Consider the following 19,783-nt stretch of genomic DNA (forward strand, 5'->3'; position numbering starts at 1 on the left):
AGGTTCACTGCGTCGGGGCAGGAGTCTGGGTCTGGGGCGGTGAATCGGTACCTGGCGATGTACTGGATGCCGGTGCCTCGGAACCCTTGGGCGTACTACTTGCGGGTGCCTCGGATTCGATGCTCGATTCGGTGCTCGGCGTTGGTGCCGGTGTGCTCGGTGCTGGTTCTTCTTCCGGTGCAAGACTCTGGGTGGAAGTGCTGCCTTCAGACTCCGGCGCTGGAGCGGTCGAGGCCGCAGCTTGCGGAATTTCGTAGAGTACGTCCACGAAGTAATTGGTGGAGTTCCATGAGCTCCCAGGCATGCTGCCCGTGCCATAGGAGAAGACGCCATTGGAGCCCTGCAGGCTCAGCTCGCCATTGGACTTTCCAGCGGCGAACTCTGCAGGGGTATGGACGTAGCCCCCGTCGGGTGCATGATAGGAAACAGTGAATACGTTGCCTTGGGCAATATCCACCGGGGCACTGAGGTAGGCCGTATGCCAGCCTTGCGTGCTGGAAGAATCAAAGGTGACGGACGCGAGTTGCGTCCCATTCGAGTTCCACAGCGTGCCTGTTCTGGTGCCCGCACCCAGCGGTCCTTGGTAATAACGCAGGGCACGCAGGCGGATATCGCTCTCGGCGACCAGGCGCAGACCCAATTCCACTCCTGCGGTGTCAGCGGGATACAGCACGGCCGGTGCCGCATCCTGGCCGAGGAAGGACACCGATGGAGTTTGAACGCCCACGGTGCTGAACGTCCAAGGGGCCACATCATCCTGCGGGTCCTCTGCGCCGAACAGGTTCTCGGGCTGCACGGTGATGACGCTGGCGGCCGGCAATCCGTCAGCCGCGCTGAACGTCAACTTCGTCTGATCAGCGTTGGCAGTGGTGCTGCCATCGATGGGCGTGCCACCGGCGGTGATAGCCAGTATGGCGTCGCTGGCCACCGGCTGGTTGAAAGTTACCGTGATATCGGTGTCCACCGCGATGTCGCTAGCACCGGCGCCCGGCGAGCGATCGGTGACCTCCAGTGGCTCGGCTGCCGGCTGGAAGCTCACGTCCACCAGATAGCCGGTGGAGACCGTTGAAGCAGGGAAGCCATCAGCGTAGCCGTAGTGGCCGGCGGATGCGGTGGTTGAGAGCGGGCCAACCTGCATGCTGGTGCCAAGGGCTCCAGGGGTGGCAGGATAGATGCCGTTGCTGCGGTAGGCGATAACATATTCATTGCCCTCGCTGATGGATACCGGGGTATCGAAGGCCGCGTATTGCCAGCCGGAGACCGGAACCTGGGGCAAGAGCACCTCGGCCAGGACCTCGCCGCTGGTTGAGTAGAGCCAACCGCTGTGGGCTCCGGCTTCACCGACACTGCGGTAGAACTCGATGCCGAGTACCTCTCCGTCAGTGTTAGCCGAGAAGCGGGTACCCAGGGTCACCGGCTCACCATCATCGATGGCCGGGACCGCGGGGGTTTCGGTAGGGCTGAATAAGCCGCACGGGCACGCAGAGGGATCTTCAACATCGGCCGGCGCGGTGCGGAAGGACCACGGCGCAATGCTGCTCTCGGGCTGGCCGGGGATGCTGATCTTCGACGGGGTGACGGTGATGATGGTGCCGGAAGGCAACGGATCGCTGCTGGTGAACACGACGGTGGTGCCGTCAGCGGATAGGGAGCTGGTCCCAGCAATGCTCGATTCGCCGGCGCTGACCGTGAGGGTGGCCGAAGGGTCGAGGGGTTGATTGAATGCCGCAGATATCCCAGTTGCCGGATCCACGCCGGAGGATTCCGCTGCGGGGGTCGCGATAGTGATCTCCAATGCTTGGCTTGGTGCGGTAGGTGTTGCCGAGGCGGCAGGGTCCGGGGTTTCGCTGGCACCTCCAACGGTGTACCCCAGATCCACGAAGTAATTGCTGTTGTTCCAAGAACTGGCCGGCATGCTGCCGGCACCATAGGTAAACAGCCCATTGGGGCCCGACAGGGCGAGGTCATCGTTGGACTTGCCATTGGCAAAGTCCGCGGAAGCGAAAACATACCCTCCGGAGGGTGCCTGGTAGGAGATGGTGAATTCGCTGCCTTGGGCAATGGACACCGGCGAGGACAAATACGCCGTCTGCCATCCCTGGCCGGTGGCGGGCGCGAAATCGACCGTGGCCAGCTTGGTTCCCTGCGCATCCCAGAGCGAACCGGTGTGCTGTCCCTGGCCTAGGGGGCCCTGGAAGTAGCGCAACGCGTGAACCTGCAGATCCTTGCGCGCGGTGAATTTCAGTCCGAGTTCCACAGGAGCGGAATCGGCAGGATCCAGCTGCGCTGGTTGCTGCTCTGCCAGGAAGGTCGTCAGCTCTGGGCCCTCGCCTGCGGTCCTGAATGACCATGCAGGCACGGTGATTGCTCCACTGTTCGTCCCGCTCACCGACTTCGGGGCGACGGTAATTACGGTGGCTTCAGGCAACACCGTGTCGGGAGTGAAGCTCAGGACGGTGCCTGAGCTATCCAAGGCACTGCTACCGGCGATCGCCCCCTGCCGGGTGCTGACCTCCAAGGTGGCTCCGGCTTCAACTGGTTCGCTGAACGTGGCTGAAATCGTGGTGTCCACAGCAACGCCGTTGGCGCCGGAGTCCGGGGTGCGCTTGGTGATGCTCACCGGCGGATCCTTCGGGCTGAAGCTGACGTCAACGAGATAGCTGGAAGAGACCCGCGTGGCCGGATATTCATCGGCATAACTGTACTGCCCGGAATTCTGCAGTGTGCTCAGCGGACCGGAGGACACCGGCTGGCCGAACTGGCCAGGGTTGACCGGGTAGATGCCATTGCTTCGGTAGGCGGCCACATACTCGGTGTTCGAGGTGATGCCTATTGGCGCATCGAAGGCGGCATACTGCCACCCCGACGCCGAGTCATCGGGGAACTCGACCTGGGCGAGGACGGTGCCGCCGGATGAGTACAGCCATCCGGCATGCGCCCCGCGCTCGCCGGGGGAGCGGTAGAACTTCAGCCCATGGAGCACCCCATCGGCATCGGCCGTGAAGCGGGTGCCCAAGGTGACCGGTTTGCCGTCATCGACCGCTGGTTGCGCAGGCACATCCTGGTCGTTGTAGAAGCCGCAAGGGCAGGCCGCTGGATCTTCAGGCACCGGAAGCATCGTGCGGAAACTCCAGTTGGCTCCGGTGGCCACGGCGTTGCCGCTCAGATCCGTGGCGTTGAGCACCACGGCATAGTCTTGGCCTTCGGCCAGTGGGCTATCCGGCGCGAATGAGGCTCGGCGGGTGATCTCGTTGTAGGTACTCGTGCCCGTCACGTTGGCGCCGGCAGAGTCCTTGAGCGTAATGGACACGGAGCCGGTGGCCACTTGCTTCGAGAGGGTCGCGCCGATCTGCGTGTCAACCGGTACGCTCTGTGCTGTCGGCAGCGGGGAGTGCCCGTAGGCACTGAGCCCGATGCCGGCCCCGGTTTCAAAGACCGCATCGACAAAGTAGTTGCTGCGGTCCCACGCAGTGCTGGGGAAGCCCGCGGAGCTGCTGTAGAGGCCGGCCGATGGCGTGCCGAAACCGCCGGCCACCTTCAGAGGGGATGAATCCACTCCGCGGTAGGCGAAGTCCTGGACTTCCATGGCGTAATGCCCGTTCGGAGCGTAGTAGGAGACCACGAACTCGTCCCCGGACTGGACCTCCACCGGTTCGCTGAAGGTGGCCGTCTGCCAGCCCTCGCTGCTCTCATTGGCGAAGGTCGTGGTGGCCAGCTCGGTGCCGTTCAGGCTCCACAGAGTGCCGGTGTGGGTGCCGGTGTTGGCGGTGCTCTTGTAGTAGCGCACCCCGGTGATGTAGCCGTTGGCGGATGCGGTGAAGCGCAGGCCCAGCTCCACCGAGGAGCCATCGCTGGAATCAGGAGTTGCAGGTTCCACCGCACCGAAGACGTTGTACGGCCCGGTGACCTCATAGGGGACTGCCAGTCCGTCGGCAGGGTAGTTCCCCGAGTCATCCACCGCGCGCACCAGCAGATCGCTTTCCCCGGTACCCAGTTGCACCGTGTTGATGGACCACTGCGTGGTTCCTTCGGCCAGCTGCCAACTCAGCCCTGCATCGAACGAGTACTCGATGGCGGCGACTTGTCCTTCGCCATCGCTCGCTGTGCCTTCCACGGTGAGGCGCTGCCCGTATTGCACGGCGCTCGCCGGTGCCGTGGTGACCTCGATGCTCGGTGCACTCAGGTCCTTGGGTGCATCGGGGAATTCGAGACTGGTGATGAGCGAGGTGGGCGGCGCGTCCATGTCGGCGAGCAAATTGACCTGGGCTTGCTGCATCCGCGGATCTTCGGGCGCGCCATCGCCGTCATGCCATTGGTCCAGCCCCCACGTCCATTGGACAGAACCTGCGGAGAAGACCGAGGCGCCGCTGGGCGCCTTGTACAAGGTGGTGTGGTGCGTCGTTGTCCCGGGAGCTACCTTGTTGCCGAAGTCCTGCAGGTATTCGGGGATCTCTCCTGTGGTGGTGGACAGGTGGATCAGTCCGGGCGGACGGAAACCATTGGGCAGATCTTCGTTCGATTCGTAGCCGACGGTGTGCGGGGCCAGTTCAGTTTGGCTGCCGGGTGCTTGCGTGGCCAGGGGAGTGTTGCGCCACAGCCGCATCTTGCCTTCGTCAGCATTGACCGTGACAGGCAGATCACCGCTGTTGACGACATAGGCGGTGCCCGTCAGGGCATTCTCCGGAAGACCGGCACCTTGTTCCGTGGAGGCGAAGCGCGGATCACGCCAGGTGCCGGTCCACTGCGAGGTGGGATCGATCTTGGTATTGGACCAGGTTTCCTTGTAGCTGACCAAGGTGCGGTAGTCGTTGCCACCGGTCGTCGATGGTTCATAGCGGGTACGCCAATAGACCTCGTTGCCAGAGAGGAACTGCAAGTTCACTCCTGCATCACGGGCTGCTTCAACATTGGCTCGTTGTGCCCCGGACCAGTACTCGTCGTGGCCCACGGACAGGAAGACGTTATGGTTGCTGAGCAGATCACCATGCCGGTCAGTGTCGACTCCAGAGAAGTAGCTGACGTCATAGCCATTGCGCTCCAAGAAGCGGACCATCGGATACTCGGCACCGAAATAGAAGTCACGGGCTTCAATGCCGTCACGGGTGGCAAAGGGACGGTTGTAGCTGATCTTGAAGGCGCGTCCATTATCGGCGCCGGAGTAGAAATCGGAACCGCCATAGAGGTTGTAGGCATGCCAGGTTGGATCTGAGGTTTGGAATAAGACATCTGACGTGCTGGATTCGTTGCGCACGATGAACGTGATGTGGCTTGAGCCACCGGTGTCGCTGCGGGTGAGCTTGGCAAGGTAAACACCCGATACGGCATCGTTTGGGACGTTCCAGGTAGCTGAGACACCCCAGGTGCCGCAATCGGTCAGTTCGGTGGCTACGTCTTGGAGACATTCGGGCTGAATTTGTGGAAGGGAAGCGCTGGGAGTGACGGAAGCGATTTTGCGGGCTCCGAGACCCTGGTACCAACCGGTGCGATAGATGTCGATGGTGTACTTTGACGCATCGGTGTCGATTTTGAAATCGACCGGTGAGCCGACATCCACACTGATGTCGGTAGCGAAGCCTTGGATGGAGTCATCTCCAGCGCCTTCGATATCCCACTCGGTCCAGTAAGCTCCCGGCTTTGAATTTTCGCACACAATCGGGTTGTCCTCGGGTTGGCACTGCACGGTGGCCCGTGCCGGGGCCACCGTGAGCAGCGATAGGAGCAATCCGATCAGTGCAATAAGTGCTATTGGAACATGCCTTGCACCCGTGGCGCGACGAAGCTGGGTTCCAATAAGAGCATGTTGCGCCGCTGTCATTGCATCCCCCAAAGGAAGCGCTCCCACTGCTGGGAAGAAGTTTCACGCAGAACCCGAGACAGGTCATGCCCGTACCCACAATAAGTATGGACAGCTTCAAGGAAACAGCGAATGCGCGGAAACGAGAGAATCTCGGGTGTGCATGTGGCCGTGCGCCTCCTGCAAAGCGTATGGATTTCTCCAACGACACCGGATATAGCCGAAGTGCGCCTGGATTGCCTGACCAGCCCAAGGCCCAGTCAAACAGCGAGGCAGGAAACTTACTGCGTCTTGCCTACGGAATAGTGCGCCAGGACATAATCGGCAATGGCCATAGCCGAGGTAGCCGCAGGAGAAGGAGCATTGCGCAATAATGTCACGGGCCCCACCCGGTCAACGGCGAAATCATCAAGTAGCGAACCATCTTTGCTCCAGGCTTGGGCTCGAACGCCTGCCTGGCCTCTCTGTACGAGGTCAGCGGAGGTGAGCTCGGGCAAATAGGCCTTGGCTTGCTTGGCATACAAGGGCTTGAACAACGACGCACCAATCTCCATGGTGCCCATCTTCCAGTACTTTTTGGCCAAGGACGGAGCGCCGGGCCAGCGCAGCGACTCGGCGGTGTCCTTGACGGAAATCGATGTCCAATCGTAGCCCTCGCGAGCGAGTGCGGGGACGGCATTCGGCCCCACATGGACTTCGCCATCGACTCCACGGGTGAAATGCACACCGAGGAAGGGGAAACGAGGATCGGGCACCGGATAGATCATTCCGTTGACCATTGCTGCCGAAGTTTTGCTCATGACCCAGTACTCGCCGCGGAAAGGAAGGATCTTGGGGGATGGATCCGCTCCTACCATTTTTGCTATCACATCGGACTGCAGCCCGGCGCAGACTATGAGCTGATCGAAGCGGTGGGTGCTGTGCTCGGTGGACACCAGGCAGGCATCGCCCACAGTTTCTATCGCCGTAACTTCGTGGTTGTGCAGGATACAACCACCGGCTTGCACGACTTCCTCTGCCATGCGTCGCGTAATGGCAGCATAATCCACCGAGGCGGTATGGGGAGAGTACAATGCGGCAATTCCCGCCGCATGCGGCTCGATGCCCAGTAGCTCTTCGCGGTTCAAACGGGCTAAGCCGGGAACCTGGTTTGCAGTGGCCCGTTTCTCCATGTCTGCCAACCGCGCCAGTTGCCCTTCTCCCAGAGCTACTACCAGCTTTCCCAGTTCCTGGTAGGGTAAGGTATGCTCTTGGCAATACTCCCGGGTCAGCGACCTGCCTCGTGCACACAACTCTGCCTTGAGAGACCCCGGCTGATAGTACAACCCGGCGTGGACCACTCCGGAATTGCGTCCGGTTTGATGGCTGGCCAGAGTCGATTCCTTTTCCAAGACGGTGACGTGGCCCTGGTCTTTGAGTGCGAGTGCGCGGGCAAGAGCGATCCCCAAGATCCCTCCGCCGATGATGCCGATTTGCATTTCCATATCTCCCCAACTTTTGAGTTCGCCACGCGTGCTGGCGAGCGTGTAGCAATACCGAGCCGAGCGTATAGTCGACAGAGCGTGTTGTCCACGAACAATATTCGATGTTCATCGATGTTTGATCTACGGTGTGGTGGGATTTCTGTACTCGCGCCGTTGTTCTCGATCCCGATTGGGAAAGTTCAGAGAGAGCGACGGCTGAGACTATTGTGGCCGGCGGTTCGTCATGCGGATGACGCCGCGGAAGCTAGCCGCTTTCTGCTCAGGCTAGGGAAACAAGATAAATCGCTGACGAGAGCGGGAGAAAGCAAACATTTCTCGGCGGTCCGGCATAGCGCTTGTCATATCCTATCCAATAAGTGAAAGTTTTCACAAAGTCGGATTTTCCCTGCGTAACATGCGTGAATTCAAGGGAAAACGGGGGATGCATAGCGCTACTCTGGAAAAGTAGGCAGCGAAAAACAGCTGCTTTCATGCCACCATCAGCCCAAGAAATCGCAAAGGTGCCACACCCGTGTCTGACAACAAGCCAATCGTACTTCTGGCCGAACAATTATCCCCAGCAACTATTGCTGCTCTCGGCCCCGACTTTGAAATTCGTCAGACCGACGGAGCGGACCGCTCCCAGCTGCTCGAAGCCATTGCCGATGTAGATGCAATCTTCGTTCGCTCTGCAACCCAGGTAGATGCAGAAGCCATTGCTGCAGCGAAGAACCTGAAGGTTATCGCCCGTGCCGGCGTAGGCCTGGACAACGTAGACATCAAGGCAGCCACCCAGGCTGGCGTCATGGTGGTCAACGCTCCAACTTCCAACATCATTTCTGCGGCTGAATTGACCGTGGGCCACATCGTGTCCCTGGCCCGCCGCATTCCTGCAGCCAATGCATCGCTGAAGGGCGGCGCTTGGAAGCGCAGCTCGTACACCGGTGTGGAACTCTTCGAGAAGAAGGCCGGCATCATTGGGCTCGGCCGCATCGGCGCCCTCGTAGCAGCACGCCTGCAGGGCTTCGGCATGGAAATCGTTGCCTATGACCCATACGTCACTCCTGCTCGTGCCGCGCAGCTTGGTGTCACCCTGCTGACCTTGGATGAATTGTTGGCCGAAGCTGACTTCATCACCATCCACATGCCAAAGACCCCGGAAACCCTGGGCATGCTTGGCAAGGACGCATTCACCAAGATGAAGAAGAGCGCATACGTAGTCAACGTAGCTCGCGGTGGTTTGGTAGACGAAGACGCACTGTACGAAGCACTGAAGAACGAAGAGATCGCAGGCGCCGGCATTGACGTATTCGTCAAGGAGCCAAGCACCGACCTTCCATTCTTCGAATTCGATAACGTAACCGTCACCCCTCACCTCGGCGCATCCACCGATGAAGCGCAGGAAAAGGCTGGCGTTTCGGTAGCCAAGTCGGTGCGCCTGGCCTTGGCCGGCGAGCTGGTTCCAGATGCAGTGAACGTAGCAGGTGGCGTGATCGACGAGAACGTACGCCCGGGCATCCCGCTGATCGAAAAGCTTGGTCGTATCTTCAATGCGTTGACTTCGGGCTCGCTGACCAGCATTGATGTTGAGGTTGCCGGCGAAATCGCTGCACTCGACGTCAAGGCTCTGGAACTCTCCGCACTCAAGGGTGTATTCATGGATGTCGTGTCGGATCAGGTTTCCTACGTTAACGCACCAGTCTTGGCTGAACAGCGTGGCGTAGCTACCCGTCTGATCACCACCCCTGACTCGCCTGAGTACCGTAACCAGCTGACTATCAAGGGCTCCACTAATGAGGGCACCCAGCTTGCTGTGGCTGGTACCTTGACTGGTCCTAAGCAGATCGAGAAGCTCGTAGGCATCAATGGCCACGAGATTGAAATCCCAATCTCGGATCACATGATTGTCGTGCGCTACGCGGACCGCCCAGGCGTCGTTGGCTCGCTCGGCAATGTCTTGGGGGAGCAGGGCATCAACATCGCCGGCATGCAGGTAGCACGCGACGAAAAGAAGGCTGAAGCCTTGGCCGTCATCAACATCGATTCGGCACTGCCACAGGGCGTACTGGACGTTGTAGGTGCCGCTATCGGCGCGAGTGTTGCTCGCGAGATTGATTTGAACCGGTGACGCTCAGTTTACGGGATTTATTCCTCAAGATTGGAATCAAGATCGCGCCTAAGGGGACGAGAAAATGCGTTGAAGAAAATCTTCTACGCATGAGCTCCAGCATGTCAGGAAATAAAAAAACTTTGATAAGTTAGGGTACGGTTGCCGGCATCACAAATTTCAAAAATGGGATGTTCGTGCTAAGTAGCTTGATTGAGAGGTCAATCCCCAAATGAAAATAGATTTCCATTACTCTGAAAACAGACTTTCGCTAACTGCGGAACTGGAAGTCGACGATCGAAAAGTTGCTGGGAAAGCAACGCTTCGCCGACCGACTGCGACGTTCGCTCTCCCAGACGACTTCGATTATGACAATACGCATCCGGATCTTTTAGCTCTAGCCGCGCTCGTCACGTTCTATCCGTGGGTAGGTAAAGAGTTGTCACTGCCGTTTGCAGTAAGCCAACACTTTGCCGACTCAGTCCAAAAGGCAAGTCGGATTCAGATTCTTCGGGTTGCTCCCTGGATGGAAAAGCGCAGTGTCAACGAAGGTTCAAAACCTGGCTTGTCCTTCTCCGGTGGTGTCGATTCGATGGCAGCGCTTGCTTTAATGCCTGACGACACTGAATGCGTGTTCACTCTGCGTACACCTCCGCCGGAAGGTGGGCACACCCTGTACAAGCCAGATATGGCGCTATATTCGATATCGGAAATGCGAAAAGCTGGAAAGAGCGTTCACGTGGTCGAAACTGACCACGAATGGGTGAGAGATCCTGTCGGGTTCTCAGTTGATCCTGCTCCAGCTGTGCCTTTAATGCTACTTGCGGATCATCTCAACCTCGATGCTATTTCATTCGGCACTATTGCTGAGTCATCTTACTCTACTGGCAAAGGATATTGGGAAGAATATACTCAACGCACTATTTATACTCGTTGGAAGCAGCTCTTCGAAGCTGCTGGCTTGATGATGTATATGCCAACTGTTGGAATTAGTGAAATTGGGTCATCTACGATTGTTCAGACATCAAAGTTTGGATATTTGGCGCAGTCTTGTATTCGAGGGCTTCCTGGGGAACCTTGTAGAGCGTGCGTTAAGTGTTTCCGCAAATCTTTGATCGCGGCATCGTTAAACAACGATTGGCCAGAACAAAAAGAGGTGAGCCGTATGATGGCGAACCGGACAATTAGGCCCTTCTTAGAAAAAGACCCGATTCGATTTGAAATAATCCTTACCAGAGTTATGGCTTCATATGAGGGCGATGATCCATTGTTGAATTCGTTGCAAGAGAGACTGGCGTCCTTGGAGCAGGATGTCTCCTTCACCGCTGGATGGTACCCTGCGGCTATGCGATTGATACCAAGAAAATATCAGGCATCTACGATAATAGCGGCTAATCGTTATTTGCCAATGATGACAGATGAACAAATTCGCGCTTTCGAGCATTTTGACCTAAAAAAAGCCTTGGATAAATATGAAGTCAGTCAAGTATCGTGGCTTAAGATAATCGCAAACAATGCAGATAATTATAATAATAAATAATTAAGTCACGGAATTCGTAACTCTCGTAAAATCGGATGCACGAGAAGGCGATCGACGAAATAGGCAATTTGCCTATTGTCGATTGCCTTCTTGTGCTAGAGTCCGAATTGACTATGATGGAAAATAGTTCACGAACACCTAAAACAAAATAAAGCACGCCCTTAAATCTAATCCGTCTTACAGTTAATATCCATATAAATGGACGCAAAGTATAATAAATTTATCAAAATTTTAGCAACCGTCTTCAAAGCATGGATATATCGAGAAAAGGAAGTTTTAGTTGAAGAGATATATTGACTGTGTTGAACAGCCCATCGCCTATTCGGATGTTGATTCATTTGACCGCTGCGATGCCTTATTCCCGGCGTATCAAAATTCACCTCGGTACCAAGCTGCAACTGAAGAGCGGAATAGAGGCTCAATCGCCTGGGGTGCAGCACTGGTGGCGAGAAGCTACTTGCTAATGTTCAAAACTACTAAGGATGAAAGATTTCTACGTAAGTTCATTGGCCATGCAGAACAAATTTTGTTGTCTCGTGATTCGTTGATGGGATTGAAAGATTACAAGGGGTATTCTGGGCCAGTCTGGAGCTCAGGCAGACCGTATACAACAAACTCTAATGTTATTCAAGAGGTTGACGGCCCTGGGATCCTAGAGGTTAGATCTAAAAACGCAAGCTACCTTAAAATTCTTCAAGGTGAATCAAGTTTCAGCTTAGAATTTTTCGATGAGAGTAATCGTAGTTTTGGCGTAATTGAGAATGTAAACCTGGACCAGACATCAGAAAGATATATTACTAAAGTCCTGTCCGAACAAAATTGGAAGCAGCCGCTGGCTGCAGCCAAGGTATCTCAAGATTTTTCGCGGGAGAACTTCATAGGTACTAGAGCTATAGAATTGAAGGAAAATTTTTATACTGCAGCGGTGGAAACCGGTCAGATCTGCGCTAGTCTTTTAGAATTTTGTCAACTTGTAAGAATGGATGCAAACCTATCTCAATATGAATCTTATGCTCAGAGATACACGGAAATATCAGTTGAAGCGCTAAATTATCACTCCAAGGATATTTGCACGGATGAATCTGGGATTTATATAAAAATTGAAAATGATGCACCTTATGATTTTGAATCTACGGATGCCCCGTTGAACCATACCCTTTCTATTGCTAGGTGTTTTATTTTACTTTATTCGATAACGAATGAGGCTAAATATCGTGATCTTTCTGAAGGGATGATCAAACATTTTGTGCACAGCTTATCCGTCGCGAAGAGCGATATTGGTGACTCGTATACTTGGCCGTATTTCTCGGTGGCTGGAGTTAATCACAATGGGTACGATGTGACTGAACGAGTTTCGGATTGGCGTACATCACGCATTGGCTATCCAAGGATGGAAGATATATCGCACGCCATAATAGCGATTGAAGCGTGTGTTGATGCGGCGAAGGCCGGAATAATATTCCGTGAATCTGACCTGAAAATGTTTGCCAACACATTTATGAACAATATATTAGATGATACTGATTCGGGGACGCTAGTTAGTAATTACGTTGACGGTAGCGGCGGTTTCAATAAATATGTGAATGCTATCGGTCGCTGGGGGATCCTTTCCCCTTGGCATGCTGGCCTTTGGGATAGATGCCATAGAATCATGAACGACGCTCAGCCTGAGTTGGACCATGCGACTGTGCTCTACGGCATGGCGACACTTATGCATTATAGAAACATTTAGCATCGCTGAGTCTTTTTAAATATGTTTCCCCAAGACATCGGTGAGATTTCCATGTTTAAAGTGGCGATACTTATACACGAGATTTAACACTAGAGAAGCACACAGTCCGATTGCCGGCCTCATGGCCAGCACTCGGACCGATGAACTGGAAAGTGTGAGAATTCAGCCAGACAACTCGACAATATGCTTAGCCATCGTCCGATGTGCACAAGACGCATCTCGGATGCGCGACTACCGTCATCTGTAGTAAACACGGAATTAGTCGCAAAACTTTCTATCACATCCGTAAATGAGCCCATACCGAATTTCAAACTGCAGCGTTGGAACCACACTCGACGCCCGAATATAGCGCCGGTGGCAACAAATGAAGCAGTCAAAGCCACCGTAGTCCCGATGCTGAAAACCTCATAAGACTCAAGAGGGGACTACGACTGTTTAGTAGACGTCTTTGGTAGCACTTGTGTAACGAGCCGGTGTGTAGTCTCGTGGATTCGTAGTTACTGAACCTCGTCGCTTCGCGGACAACCCATTTCAAGGCTTTGTATAGTCTCAGTGCCTTGTGGACACAGGATCTGATCACATGTGGAGACCTTGTCTCGATAGTTCTCTAATGGTTATTGGCAGATTTGGGACCTGCTGGCAAGATGGATGCCTCGCACCATGATGTGACTAATCAAGAGATTGTCTTCACTGAATTCTGGGTGACTTTTCAACGACTCGTCCATTTTGACAGGTGTCGCCAATCAGGCGACTTGATATGGCTCCATAGAAGATCGTCCACGCCCTTTCTTGGGACGTGCGAATCGTTAGAGATCCCGTCTGCCAAGCACTCCACCCAGACCGCCGCCAATCAAACGGCCACCAACTGGAAAAGAGGCGAGTAAGTCAGCGGAATAGATACCCGTGCAAGAATTCATTCTTAATCCATTATCAACGCATCGAATGACGCACGCGAGCACTGCCAGACTTTCCCCGACAGCACCCCAGGAATGAACCGATCCGTGGCTTGGCTGCAACCAAACATCCGCGGAGAAAGAATCGCTGCAGTCGAAGGAACTTGCACCTATGCGGCAACCATCGCACACACGCTCGTCGGTGCCCATATTGAAGTTATCGTGGCAAAGCCACCACGGTGGAAGGACCAGACCGGCCGTGGCAAATCCGACGAAATCGATGCAATTGCCGCAGCCATCTGAATTCTAGGCAAAGACACATCCAAACTCCTGCGTCCCCGTAGAGAAGGCGCCCGCGCGGCATGGAGTATTTGTTCCGCCAGCAGGGTTCGGATAGATCCTATACGCGTGAGCACCAGGAATTCCTTGTCAGCTTTGGTACGTACTTTCGACCTAGGACTTGACACTCATCTAAGTCTAAGGACGCAACAAATAAAACAAATTAGCATATTCGGCAGCATAGTTCCGATTCGTTCGATCAACGGTTCGCCCGAGAAGAAGCCAAGTTTCTGGCTTCTAGCATCCGCGCTGCGGCCCAACTGCTCAAAGAAAACAACAAAGCCATGTCTGACCTGGACGAGCAACTCGCACCAGAATTGCAGCAAGTCTTCGGGCAAGGACCGGTCACAACAGCGTGGATCCTGATGGTCTTCTCATATCCGGGACCAGTGCACTCGGAAGCAGCGTTCGCTGCGTTAGCTGTCGTCTCACCTTTGCAAGCTTCATCCGGAAAACACGAGCGCTACCGACTAAATCGTCGTGGGGATCGACAGTTTGATAAGACGCTGAACGAAGTGGCTCGGACACGGACGGGACATACGGACTATGTCGATGAACGATTCGCTGGTGCAGCCTCGCCTCACGAGTCGCTGTGTGTTTTCCATAAGTAGTCGATACGACAACGGTCGATGACCACTCTGCGGCAAATCCGTGAAAACACTGCGGATGACCATATAATTGAAAAGGGTCTGTTGAATTCCCCTGTCAGTTGAATCGGCAATCGACCTATGCCTGAGTATATGTCGTTTTACGCCTATCGGATCTTATCGAGGAAGTGAATGGTTTGAGAATTACCCGCCATAGGAAAATGATTTTTGGTATCTCACTAAGTGCCGTATTAGCGATAGTTTTCCTAGTCATTTTCCGGGAGGACCGAAGTAGCTACGTTCTAGTTCTCTTCACGTCATTCGTTGGTTTTATTTTGTTACGCGCCCAAGAACAGAACTCGCGTGTGCTTCGGAAGTACACCAAACATTTACGTGCTCAGAGCAACAGGGCGAGCTTACGCGACAGCCGTCTCGACCAACTTGATCATTCACTTAGCGCACTCCGAAAAGACCACCATAGTAATGAACTCAGGCTCAGGCGTTTGCTCGATTGGAGTCGAAATAGGACGGCTAGCTTCGACGAGACTAAAGATCTTATGCGCACATGTACTGCAATGGTGAGAAGTTCCGATGACGCACTCAAAGATATGAAACCTATCTTTGACAGTTTGAAATCTGACAGGCTGGAGCTTGTGAAGCGCCAACAAGATTTAAGTGAGTCCGTAAGGTCAATTGCTGAAGACGCGACGAAAATTTTATCTGACGGACATAGCAACGAATTGCGGCTGAGACGACTTGTCGAATCCATCGCGGCTTTAACTGAGGAGGCAAAGAGGTCGGAAGCAAGTCAGCACAGTAATGAATTGCGGCTGAGGCGGCTTGTCGAATTCACTACGGCTTTATCCGAGGAAGTAAAGAGGTCGGAAGCAAGTCAGCACAGTAATGAATTGCGATTGCGTAGGCTCGTCGAAATGAATCTCAGAGTTGAAGAAAAGCTCATCGATTTTGCGGAAGCAACTAATTCGCAAAGTGCCGTCCAATATAAATCTCAAGCTTTAGCCAGGTTCCGTATGCTGGAAGATTTACACGAAATTAAAGATGCTGTCAAGTATGGTCTTGAAAGATAGATGTTTTTTCGATCGCAATATCGAATTAAGGAAAAAAGAGGAGCCAAAGTGAATGCTGTTATTTCTAAAGAAAACCCGATAAACGGAGACGTTCTCATTATTGCATCAGAAGAAAAGCTAACTTCGTTGCGTATGGATTTGAAAGCCGATATTAGTTTATTTCTCAACGCTGGAATCAGCGTAGCTATTGCTTTGACTGCTGGTCCACGCTCTGCTGACGCCTCTAAAATTCAAGACCTAATAGAATACGGATTAAAAGTAGGTTGCCGATTCGTGGGCAAAGGAGATGCATTCCTGGCATCAAGCACGTTTGTTTACGATACCCCGAATTTTTTGAGAAACGGTGTTGAGGTTCAATTTTCAACAGAACAGATTGCGTACCTGATAGAAGATATAGACTGGTTCCGAAGTGACTCGGGGTTCGGCAAAGTCTTGGATAGATCTGCGGCGATCGCAACCGGATCGACCATCTTCTTGGGCTCGTCCAATGACGATCTCAAAGCAATTCAGATTCATGCGCCCAATCATCGATCGGCTTTATGGAACTTTTTGAATTCCGAGGATTCGGTGCCTATAACGAAGGTTGTACGCGAGTCCAAGGAATTTTGGCTGGGTTCTACATTTGACGATGCCAACAGAGAGCTTGGTGTTGAATTAAAAAAGATTTCTAAGAAAATTTCAAGTAGTCAAGATACGCATTTAGTCCTTAGGGCCGCATTGCCCAGCCGCTTAGAAAACCCGCGCGATGGCAAAGAAGTTATTTTAGGATATCCATTCGTTCCGCTCAACAAGGAGCAGTTCATCGCCTCGTTAGACGTGTATATATTACCGTTATCAGGGTTAAAATCAAACGACTGGAAATCTGAAATTTCATATTGTTTAAATACTGGTATTCCCATTTATATACCTGAGTTGCTTCGTCCTGTCGTTGAGGAACGGGCGCATTATTTTGATGGAAGAATTACTAATGAGCTCATCGATCGTATTCTCTCACCGGAACAGAACAGTGGTGCAGATAATCTTTTAGAGGAGAAATACCGCAGTAGTCGGATGAACAATTTTAGGAACCTATGCGATTTGCTGGGATTCCCGTTACACAGTGACGCAGCCGAGGTTCTAAAGAATGACGAGTCGCTTCCGCCCATATTGTTCAATAGCACCAGAATCAATGAAATGGAACGGAAGCCGAAAAAGGTCTGTTTCGTTACCAGTAATGGTGCTGGAATGGGACATCTAACACGATTACTTGCAGTCGCGAGGCGCCTGGACTCGGATGTTGTCGCCAGTTTCATATCCCTTTCACAGGCCTGTGGAGTGGTTTCTGAATACGGGTTTGACTTCGAGTATTTGCCGTCCAAAGGCGATTTGAGAATCGAAGGCCCGGAATGGAATAAGTACTTTAATAGAAAATTCGTAGAAGCGCTTAACCGTGCTCGACCTGATGTCGTGGTTTTCGACGGCACTTGGCCGTACCAAGGAATTTCGCTTGCCGTAAAATCTTACGAAGCCGAATTCGTTTGGATGCGTAGAGGTATGTGGCGACAAGAAATTTCCAGTACATCTATGGTTCGAAATCCCAACTTTTCTGCTGTAGTCGCCCCCGGAGACGTGGCGGAAAAGTATGATAAGGGAGCGACTCAACGCGCTATAGACGCGTATGAAGTGGAGCCGATTGTAGTCATGGACGAATCCGAACTGCTTACACGGGCTGAGGCTCGAAAAGAGCTCGGTATTGGCCTTGATGCCAACGCTATGCTTATTACCCTGGGCGCTGGAAACATCAACAAGATTGACGATGATGTTGCGGAAATTATTCAAGAAGTACGAGCTCTTAAAGTGCCTTGGGAGATCTTAATGACAAGTCCGCTGATATCGAATAGCGATCATCATAAATCTGACGTACGGTCTCTTTCTATTTACCCTCTAGCTAAGTATGCCAAAGCGTTTGATTTCGTTGTTTCTGCGACCGGATACAATTCCTACCATGAATGGTTGGCCTACAAGGTTCCTACTCTTTGGATCCCAAATCTGAAAACTATTACTGATGACCAGATTTCACGTGCAATGTTCGCCCATGACCATGGCTTAGGATTCGCAGTTGCCCCGGAAAGCAATATGGGAATCAGTGAAGCGATTAAAAAATTGGCTGATCGGTCGATTAGAGACATGATCATAAGCAAAATGAATGAGTATTCATTCGATAATGGGGCGTATAAAGCGGCAAAGTATATTTCTACGATTGCGAAGGAAAGGTAAGGATGATTGCAACTATTCCAGAAGGAGTTTGCGGTATCGATGGGGAACCGTCACAAAGTATTCTCGCCGGCATTGATTTTGAGTCGATAACGAAACTCGTTGGTAGTCCGTTAAATTTCGCGGGTGGGTTGAGCCTCGATTCTGACACTTTGAAATCTAAACCCGCTGTACTCGTGCCTGCGCTCAGAGACTTCGGCCAGAATTTGCAAGCAACCGTGGACCAACTGCATCAAATTCAGAAAGTATCGCAAGCTTTTAGAGTAGTCATTTCGACGGATATGCCGATTTTCAAATCTCTGCGACCTTACAACTGGGCTGTTACCCACCTGCAAAGCGAAATTCAATGGGACAGTGAGAATGGCTCCTGGAAGAAATACGTTGAGAACGAATTGTCAGGAGTAGTGCGAGATTTTGGTGTTCGGCTAGTTTTTGATTTTTCTTCTCGTATCACACTAAGAGACTCCTGGAATAAGCTTTTAGCTATTGTCGGATTGTCAGAGTCACCCGATCTGTCAGATCTATTCGTTGGTACGACCACGGAACACTACTCTTGGCGTGGTTGGCTAGGTGAGGTTTCGCCGGGTTATAGTCAACATGTGATAGAGCTGGATGAAAATGTACGATGGACCGTCGCGCTCAATAAAGTAGCGGGTAGTTCGATGCTTTTTGTTTCTGACGATTCGCCTGCGGCGCGAAAACTGGCGAATTTCGCTGGTCAGCGGGAATGGAATATTGCTCTACTTACGGATGAAAGTAAAAAGCCATCGCTAGCGCATCGTGATACCGCACTTCTTCATGTCTTCGACGGGCTGAGCCTTGCAGGGGCCGGACTCGTTGGCGGAATGAATTTTGTTCAGGAAAAGCGGATGAGTTTAGATGCGACACTATTCGCTAATGAAATAAGTGAGTTAGACTTCGATCGTGCTGAACGGAAGGCACTTGCGTTTTGGTCGTCTCGGATGTAGGAATTTTGGTACTGCTTCCCAAAAGTTGGACTGTAATAAGTCCTAAAAACTTTTGGGAGGATTTCCAATCGATCACGAAACCAACTATCCGCGATTCAATGCGAACAAGTCGATTGCTTATTTGAGCGAGGCACTGATTACTGTGCCGCAGGTTTAAGGATAAAAGTTAGCCCAGAGGTGGCGCGGGTGCCCCTATGTTCGGTGTCAAGCAATTTTCATTTCCGGAACATCATAGAGTGACACGTCCCGGATCATGGCGAACAGGACCGTGAGCCGTCGGTGGGCCAACGCGACGAGTGCTTGGTTATGGCGTTTCCCCTGGGTTCGTTTCCTGTCGTAGTACTCCGGCTGGTCGGGTCGAAACGGATGGAGGCGAACGCTTAAAGGAACAAGGCTCGTTTCAAACGCTTGTTGCCTGAGCGGCTCACTCGTTCGGACTTGATTGAGGGCCCTGACTGGCGCGTGGTTGGTGCTAAGCCAGCGTAGGAAGCCAAGGCTGCGGTGCTAACGAAGGTCTTGCCGGAAGTCTCGGCGATGATGATCGCGGCGGTTGCAGAATAGCGCCTCCAGGTACTTCTGTTCTTGCAAGATGGTACTGCTGTTCTGCCTAGTCGGTGTGAAATCTCGCTACATCGTGGACACTGAAACTCACCACTTCGTGGACAACCGATCTCAATACTTTGTACACAGCTACCAACAGGCCAGAACTGTTGGTAGCTGTCCCACGCTATTGGTGGTCAAAGAACGCCGGCATTTGACCCTCACGAGCTTGGATGACAGCACGATACTGCTCAGCTTTCTTCTCCCATTGACGAGTCATCTGAATACCTCTGGTTGAATACGACGAAACGAACTTCCCCTCAACTTTCAAGGCCACCATCGGAAATTTTCAAGTCAAGTGAGACCAATGAGTGTTAACCAGCCTGCATTTCTTGTCCTTCCAACCGCTTCACCGGCTCATTGATCCACGCCGCTTCGGGCATCTGAAGCTTCTTCGGCAACCTGCGCCGCCCAAAACG

At 53.0% G+C, this 19,783-nt stretch carries 10 protein-coding genes and 1 pseudogene; 8 read left to right on the forward strand and 3 right to left on the reverse strand.

Going from position 1 to position 19,783, the window contains the following annotated elements:
- Window positions 1-4: 4 nt before the first annotated feature.
- Entirely contained in the window at window positions 5-5,650 is a 5,646-nt protein-coding gene (locus ACIQTS_RS16075) for a DUF4082 domain-containing protein (RefSeq protein WP_402473886.1), read from the reverse strand.
- A gap of 425 nt (window positions 5,651-6,075) precedes the next feature.
- Complete coding sequence (gene lhgO, locus ACIQTS_RS16080; protein WP_402473887.1) at window positions 6,076-7,278, reverse strand: L-2-hydroxyglutarate oxidase; 1,203 nt, start codon at window positions 7,276-7,278, stop codon at window positions 6,076-6,078.
- A 511-nt stretch (window positions 7,279-7,789) separates the two neighbouring features.
- Here lhgO and serA point away from each other — a divergent pair.
- The 8 genes from serA to ACIQTS_RS16120 all read left to right on the forward strand — a co-directional run bounded on the left by serA (window position 7,790) and on the right by ACIQTS_RS16120 (window position 18,764).
- Entirely contained in the window at window positions 7,790-9,385 is a 1,596-nt protein-coding gene (gene serA / locus ACIQTS_RS16085) for a phosphoglycerate dehydrogenase (RefSeq protein ID WP_402473888.1), read from the forward strand.
- A 211-nt stretch (window positions 9,386-9,596) separates the two neighbouring features.
- Window positions 9,597-10,904, forward strand: coding sequence for a DUF6395 domain-containing protein (locus tag ACIQTS_RS16090; protein WP_402473889.1), 1,308 nt, complete (start codon window positions 9,597-9,599; stop codon window positions 10,902-10,904).
- Window positions 10,905-11,184: 280 nt separating this feature from the next.
- A complete protein-coding gene (locus tag ACIQTS_RS16095) occupies window positions 11,185-12,636 on the forward strand; it encodes a hypothetical protein (protein ID WP_402473890.1) in 1,452 nt (483 codons plus the stop codon).
- Window positions 12,637-13,637: 1,001 nt separating this feature from the next.
- On the forward strand, window positions 13,638-13,832 hold the full coding sequence (locus ACIQTS_RS16100) for a hypothetical protein (protein WP_402473891.1): 195 nt from the start codon (window positions 13,638-13,640) through the stop codon (window positions 13,830-13,832).
- A gap of 320 nt (window positions 13,833-14,152) precedes the next feature.
- The gene (locus ACIQTS_RS16105) at window positions 14,153-14,479 is read left to right on the forward strand and encodes a transposase (protein ID WP_402473892.1); all 327 of its coding nucleotides are present in this window, start codon (window positions 14,153-14,155) and stop codon (window positions 14,477-14,479) included.
- 197 nt (window positions 14,480-14,676) lie between these two features.
- Window positions 14,677-15,543, forward strand: coding sequence for a hypothetical protein (locus ACIQTS_RS16110; protein WP_402473893.1), 867 nt, complete (start codon window positions 14,677-14,679; stop codon window positions 15,541-15,543).
- A 48-nt stretch (window positions 15,544-15,591) separates the two neighbouring features.
- Window positions 15,592-17,799 (forward strand): hypothetical protein, encoded by a 2,208-nt coding sequence (locus ACIQTS_RS16115; RefSeq protein ID WP_402473894.1) that lies wholly within the window; start codon window positions 15,592-15,594, stop codon window positions 17,797-17,799.
- Between the two features lie 2 nt (window positions 17,800-17,801).
- The gene (locus ACIQTS_RS16120; RefSeq protein WP_402473895.1) at window positions 17,802-18,764 is read left to right on the forward strand and encodes a hypothetical protein; all 963 of its coding nucleotides are present in this window, start codon (window positions 17,802-17,804) and stop codon (window positions 18,762-18,764) included.
- A gap of 204 nt (window positions 18,765-18,968) precedes the next feature.
- On the opposite strand, the pseudogene ACIQTS_RS16125 reads toward ACIQTS_RS16120, so the two are convergent.
- Window positions 18,969-19,315: pseudogene (locus tag ACIQTS_RS16125) on the reverse strand (transposase); the annotation flags it as partial.
- Between the last annotated feature and the right edge of the window lie 468 nt (window positions 19,316-19,783).

This window comes from Glutamicibacter sp. NPDC090743 (genome assembly GCF_044769125.1).
Lineage (GTDB): Bacteria > Actinomycetota > Actinomycetes > Actinomycetales > Micrococcaceae > Glutamicibacter.

Bases quoted from the DNA above. Each gene is read 5' to 3' on its own strand.
- ACIQTS_RS16090 (WP_402473889.1), top strand. From the start codon at position 9,597: ATGAAAATAGATTTCCATTACTCTGAAAACAGACTTTCGCTAACTGCG.
- ACIQTS_RS16120 (WP_402473895.1), top strand. From the start codon at position 17,802: ATGATTGCAACTATTCCAGAAGGAGTTTGCGGTATCGATGGGGAACCG.
- lhgO (WP_402473887.1), bottom strand. From the start codon at position 7,278: ATGGAAATGCAAATCGGCATCATCGGCGGAGGGATCTTGGGGATCGCT.
- ACIQTS_RS16110 (WP_402473893.1), top strand. From the start codon at position 14,677: ATGATTTTTGGTATCTCACTAAGTGCCGTATTAGCGATAGTTTTCCTA.
- ACIQTS_RS16105 (WP_402473892.1), top strand. From the start codon at position 14,153: ATGTCTGACCTGGACGAGCAACTCGCACCAGAATTGCAGCAAGTCTTC.